The organism is Microbacterium sp. BF1, from assembly GCF_019279095.1.
In the GTDB taxonomy this organism is placed as follows: Bacteria; Actinomycetota; Actinomycetes; order Actinomycetales; family Microbacteriaceae; genus Microbacterium; species Microbacterium maritypicum.
In genome coordinates this window covers 1-4,427 of sequence record NZ_JAGYWT010000194.1, presented here as the reverse complement: position 1 = coordinate 4,427, position 4,427 = coordinate 1, and the positions used below count along the sequence as shown (strand labels likewise).

Annotated in this window: 5 protein-coding genes; 3 read left to right on the top strand and 2 right to left on the bottom strand. The window is 66.8% G+C overall.

Annotation, left to right across the window (positions count from 1 at the left end; all coding sequences use genetic code 11):
- The first annotated feature begins 92 nt into the window (after positions 1 to 92).
- Positions 93 to 1,010, top strand: a complete 918-nt coding sequence (locus KZA10_RS08495; RefSeq protein WP_256934586.1) for a DNA gyrase C-terminal beta-propeller domain-containing protein — start codon at positions 93 to 95, stop codon at positions 1,008 to 1,010.
- A gap of 42 nt (positions 1,011 to 1,052) precedes the next feature.
- Here KZA10_RS08495 and KZA10_RS08490 read toward each other — a convergent pair whose 3' ends face one another.
- The gene (locus tag KZA10_RS08490; RefSeq protein ID WP_374196561.1) at positions 1,053 to 3,173 is read right to left on the bottom strand and encodes a type IIA DNA topoisomerase subunit B; all 2,121 of its coding nucleotides are present in this window, start codon (positions 3,171 to 3,173) and stop codon (positions 1,053 to 1,055) included.
- A 181-nt stretch (positions 3,174 to 3,354) separates the two neighbouring features.
- Here KZA10_RS08490 and KZA10_RS08485 point away from each other — a divergent pair, with 181 nt between their 5' ends.
- Positions 3,355 to 3,573 (top strand): hypothetical protein, encoded by a 219-nt coding sequence (locus KZA10_RS08485; protein WP_021200689.1) that lies wholly within the window; start codon positions 3,355 to 3,357, stop codon positions 3,571 to 3,573.
- 45 nt (positions 3,574 to 3,618) lie between these two features.
- Here the strand turns inward: KZA10_RS08485 and KZA10_RS08480 are convergent, their stop codons facing one another.
- Positions 3,619 to 4,173: an alanine racemase C-terminal domain-containing protein gene (locus tag KZA10_RS08480; RefSeq protein WP_256934585.1), complete on the bottom strand. Its 555-nt coding sequence runs from the start codon at positions 4,171 to 4,173 to the stop codon at positions 3,619 to 3,621.
- An 80-nt stretch (positions 4,174 to 4,253) separates the two neighbouring features.
- Here KZA10_RS08480 and KZA10_RS08475 point away from each other — a divergent pair.
- Positions 4,254 to 4,427, top strand: a 174-nt coding sequence (locus KZA10_RS08475; protein ID WP_218682645.1) for a LysR family transcriptional regulator, incomplete at its 3' end; no start/stop codon positions are given.

Sequence of the window (4,427 nt, the reverse complement as noted above, 5' to 3'; positions counted from 1 at the left end):
CCTCGCCGGTGTGCCGCTCGATGGGCACCCAGAAGCGGGATTCGACATCGACCTGCTCAGCGTGGCTCAACCCCATGAGAATGTAGTTGTGGATGAGCTCGTGGTCGCGCAACGGCTCACCCGTCGACTCCACCACAGGTCGCACGGTTCGCGTCGACCTCGGCGAAGGCCAGGAGCTCTCCGTCCCCGCCAGGCGCAGCAAGCACGACGCGATCCTGACGACGGTCGAGACCACGGTCAGAGCCGAACTCGGAGCACTCACCAGCCTCGGCCGCGTCGTGCGCTTCTCCCCCGTCGACCTCCCGTCCGTGCCCGCCACCTCCGTGCAGCTCGCCGCCGGCACCCCGCTGCGCGACTACCTCGGCATCACGACCAAGGGTGAACGCGTGGTTGGGTTCGTGCGTTTCGACAGTGAGACACCGATCGCACTCGGCACGGCGCAGGGCACGGTCAAGCGCATCGTTCCCTCGAGCCTGCCTGTGCGTCCCGACCTCGAGGTCATCGGCATGAAGCCGGGAGACACGGTCGTGGGAGCGGCTGAGGCCCCGGACGACGCCGAGCTGGTGTTCGTGACGACCGACGCCCAACTGCTGCACTTCCCGGCTTCGGCGGTGCGCCCGCAGGGAGCACCGGCCGGCGGAATGGCGGGAGTCAAGCTCGGCTCGGGGGCATCCGTGCTCTTCTTCGGCGTGGTCGATCCGTCTGCGGATGCCGTCGTCGCCACGGTGTCGGGTGGAGAGAGCATCCTCCCCGGTACCGACCCCGGCCGGGCCAAGGTGTCGTCGTTCGCGGAGTACCCCGCCAAGGGCCGCGCGACCGGTGGCGTCCGCGCGCATTCCTTCTTGAAGGGTGAGGACCGGTTGACCGTCGCCTGGGTGGGCCCGAACCCTCCGCAGGCGGTCGATCCGACCGGTGCCGTGCGCAAACTCCCCGAAGCGGGAGCACGCCGCGACGCCTCTGGTCAGCCCATCGACGGCGTCATCGGCAGCATCGGCCGCACACTCGTCTGAGCGATCCGGAGGCTGCGGGTCACCGCCGGCCTCCGGATCTCCTCACGCGTCGATCGACTCGCGCGACAGCCGGTCGGAAGAGTCGATGATGAACTCACGACGCGGAGCGACCTCGTTGCCCATCAGGAGCTCGAACACGCGCCCCGCGGCCTCCGCATCCTCCATGCGCACACGACGCAGAAGACGACCGGAGCGGTCCATGGTGGTGTTCGCCAGCTGCTCGGCATCCATCTCGCCGAGACCCTTGTAGCGCTGGATCGGCTCGTGCCAGCGCTTGCCTGCCTTGCGAAGCTTCGCCAGCAGCGTGTGCATCTCCTGCTCGCTGTAGGTGTAGATCGTCTCGTTCGGCTTCGATCCGGGGTTCATCACGATGATTCGATGCAACGGCGGTACGGCGGCGAACACGCGGCCGTGCTCGATCAGCGGTCGCATGTAGCGGAAGAACAGGGTGAGCAGCAGGGTGCGGATGTGGGCACCGTCGACGTCGGCATCGCTCATCAGGATGATCTTGCCGTAGCGCGCCGCGTCGATGTCGAAGGTCCGCCCTGAGCCGGCCCCGATGACCTGGATGATCGATGCGCACTCGGTGTTCGAGAGCATGTCGCCCACGGAGGCCTTCTGCACGTTGAGGATCTTCCCTCGAATCGGCAGCAGGGCCTGGAACTCGCTGTTGCGCGCATTCTTGGCGGTGCCGAGCGCCGAGTCGCCCTCGACGATGAAGAGCTCGCTGCGCTCGACCTCGTTGGTGCGGCAGTCGACGAGCTTCGTCGGAAGAGTCGACGACTCCAGTGCGTTCTTCCGACGCTGGGTCTCCTTGTGCGCACGCGCCGAGACGCGTGCCTTCATCTCGGAGACGACCTTGTCCAGCAGCTGGGACGCCTGGTTCTTGTCGTCGCGCTTGGTGGAGCTGAAGCGCTGCGTCAGGTCCTTGCGGATCACCTGAGCCACGATCTGCCGGACCGCAGGGGTGCCGAGGATCTCCTTGGTCTGCCCCTCGAACTGCGGTTCGGGCACGTTGACCGTGAGCACGGCCGTCAATCCGGCGAGGACGTCGTCCTTCTCGAGCTTGTCGTTGCCGACCTTGAGACGGCGGGCGTTCTGCTCGACCTGCGCGCGGAGCACCTTGAGGAGCTCTTGCTCGAAGCCCTGCTGATGGGTTCCACCCTTGGGCGTCGCGATGATGTTGACGAAGGAGCGCACCTTGGTGTCGTAGCCCGTGCCCCACCGCAGTGCGATGTCGACAGCGCACACACGCTCCACCTCGGTGGCGATCATGTGTCCGTCGGCCTGCAGGACCGGAACCGTCTCCTTGAACGTTCCCTCACCCTGGATGCGCCAGTTGTCGGTGATCGGCGGGTCGACGGCGAGGTAGTCGACGAACTCCGAGATACCGCCTTCATAGAGGTAGGAGGTCACGGTTCCGGGGGAATCCGCGTCCTCGGAGCCGAGCTCCGGTGCGTCAGGACGATTCGTGCGCTTGTCGGCGACCTCGATCTCGAGCCCCGGCACCAGGAAGGCGGTCTGACGGGCGCGGGTCTCCAGCTCGGACAGCTGGAAGGCCGCATCCTTGGTGAAGATCTGCCGATCGGCCCAGTAGCGCACCCGGGTGCCGGTCACGCCGCGGGGCGCCTTGCCGATCACCCGCAGTTCGCTCTTCTCCTGGAACGGTGTGAAAGGAGCGTCCGGGCGCTTCTCCCCCGAGTCCGCGAAGATGCCGGGCTCGCCGCGATGGAACGACATCGCATAGGTCTTGCCTCCGCGGTCGACCTCGACGTCGAGGCGCTCGGAGAGCGCGTTCACCACGGAAGCGCCCACGCCGTGCAGACCACCGGATGCCGCGTAGGATCCCCCACCGAACTTGCCGCCGGCGTGCAGCTTCGTGTAGACCACCTCGACACCGGTCAACCCCGTGCGCGGTTCCACATCGACCGGGATGCCGCGACCTCGGTCGTGCACCTCGACGCTGCCGTCGGCATGCAGGATGATGTCGATCTTCGTGCCGTTGCCGGCGACCGCCTCGTCGACGGAGTTGTCGATGATCTCCCAGAGGCAGTGCATGAGCCCGGGCGAGCCGTTGGACCCGATGTACATCCCTGGGCGCTTGCGGACGGCCTCGAGGCCTTCAAGCACCTGGAGATGATGGGCGGAGTACTCGGCATTCACAATCTCCGAGTCTAATCTCGTGAGCTCCCCCGACTCCGCAGACACTCCCCGCGGGAGGCTACTCGGCGGGGGTCGCGTACGCGCTGAGCGAAACACGCCGCAAACCGGGCATGCGTACAGGTGGAGCGTGGTTGTATTGACCAAATCCCCCAGCGAAGCCGACACCCGAGGAGGCACCGAGATGAACGCAACGACCGAACGTGACACCTCCACCGTCGAGTTCCGCCTGACAGCCATGGATCGTTGTGATTCCTGCGGCGCTCAGGCGTACATCGCCGCTGAGGTCAACGGGTCCGAGCTCCTGTTCTGCGCCCACCATGGTCGCAAGTACGAAGAGAAGCTCCGCAGCATCGCCACCAGCTGGCACGACGAGACGGCCCGCCTCGTAGAGACGGTCTGATCGCATCCTGACGCCCCTCGGCTGACCGTGGTCAGCCGAGGCAGATCAGTCGGCGACGACTCTGCGCACGCGCGGCGTGAGCCGGGTGAGGATCTCTTCTCCCACGGTGTCGATGCGCTCGGCGAGAGTCGTCGCCGACGTCTCTCCGCGCTCACCAGCGCCGAACACGACGACCTCGTCACCGACCCGCGCTCCCGGCCACCCCTCGACGACCGATGAGGTGTGTCCCACCGACACGAGCGTCCGTACTCCGCCGGAGGTTCCGACGCGGCTTGCGGAGAGTGTGGAGGGGAGGCCGTCAAAGCTGCCGATCCCGATCGATACCCGATCCCCGTGGAGGTCGACGACCGTCGCGACGAGGCTCGCGGCCGGGCGGATGCCGTCAAGTTCCGGTCCCTCCGCTGATCGGATGCCGTAGCAGAACGCTCCGATGCGCGAGACCGTTCCCCGCAGCTCGGGACGCCACCACGAAGCCGCCGAGGCGGTCAGGTGAAGCTGGCGACGTCTTCGGTACGGGGAGTGGTGGTGTCGGCGGCGACAGGCATCGGTGGGACCTTCCAAGAGAGCGCACACCGGGATTTCGTGTGCGGGCTGGATCATTGTCCTGCGGCTCGGTAGGCTCCGTCTATCAACCGATTTGCGTGGATTCTGTTCACTCAAGCTGAACGAAGGACGCCGCCGTGCTGGATGTGAACCGACTCCGGATGCTGGTGGAGCTCTCGCGCCGCGGAACGCTGTCGGCCGTCGCCGACGCCCTCTCCTACAGCAAGGCCTCGGTGTCGCAGCAGCTGAGCGCGCTGGAGCGCGATGTGGGTGTGCCGCTGCTGCGCCGGGTGGGGCGCGGAGTGCAGTTC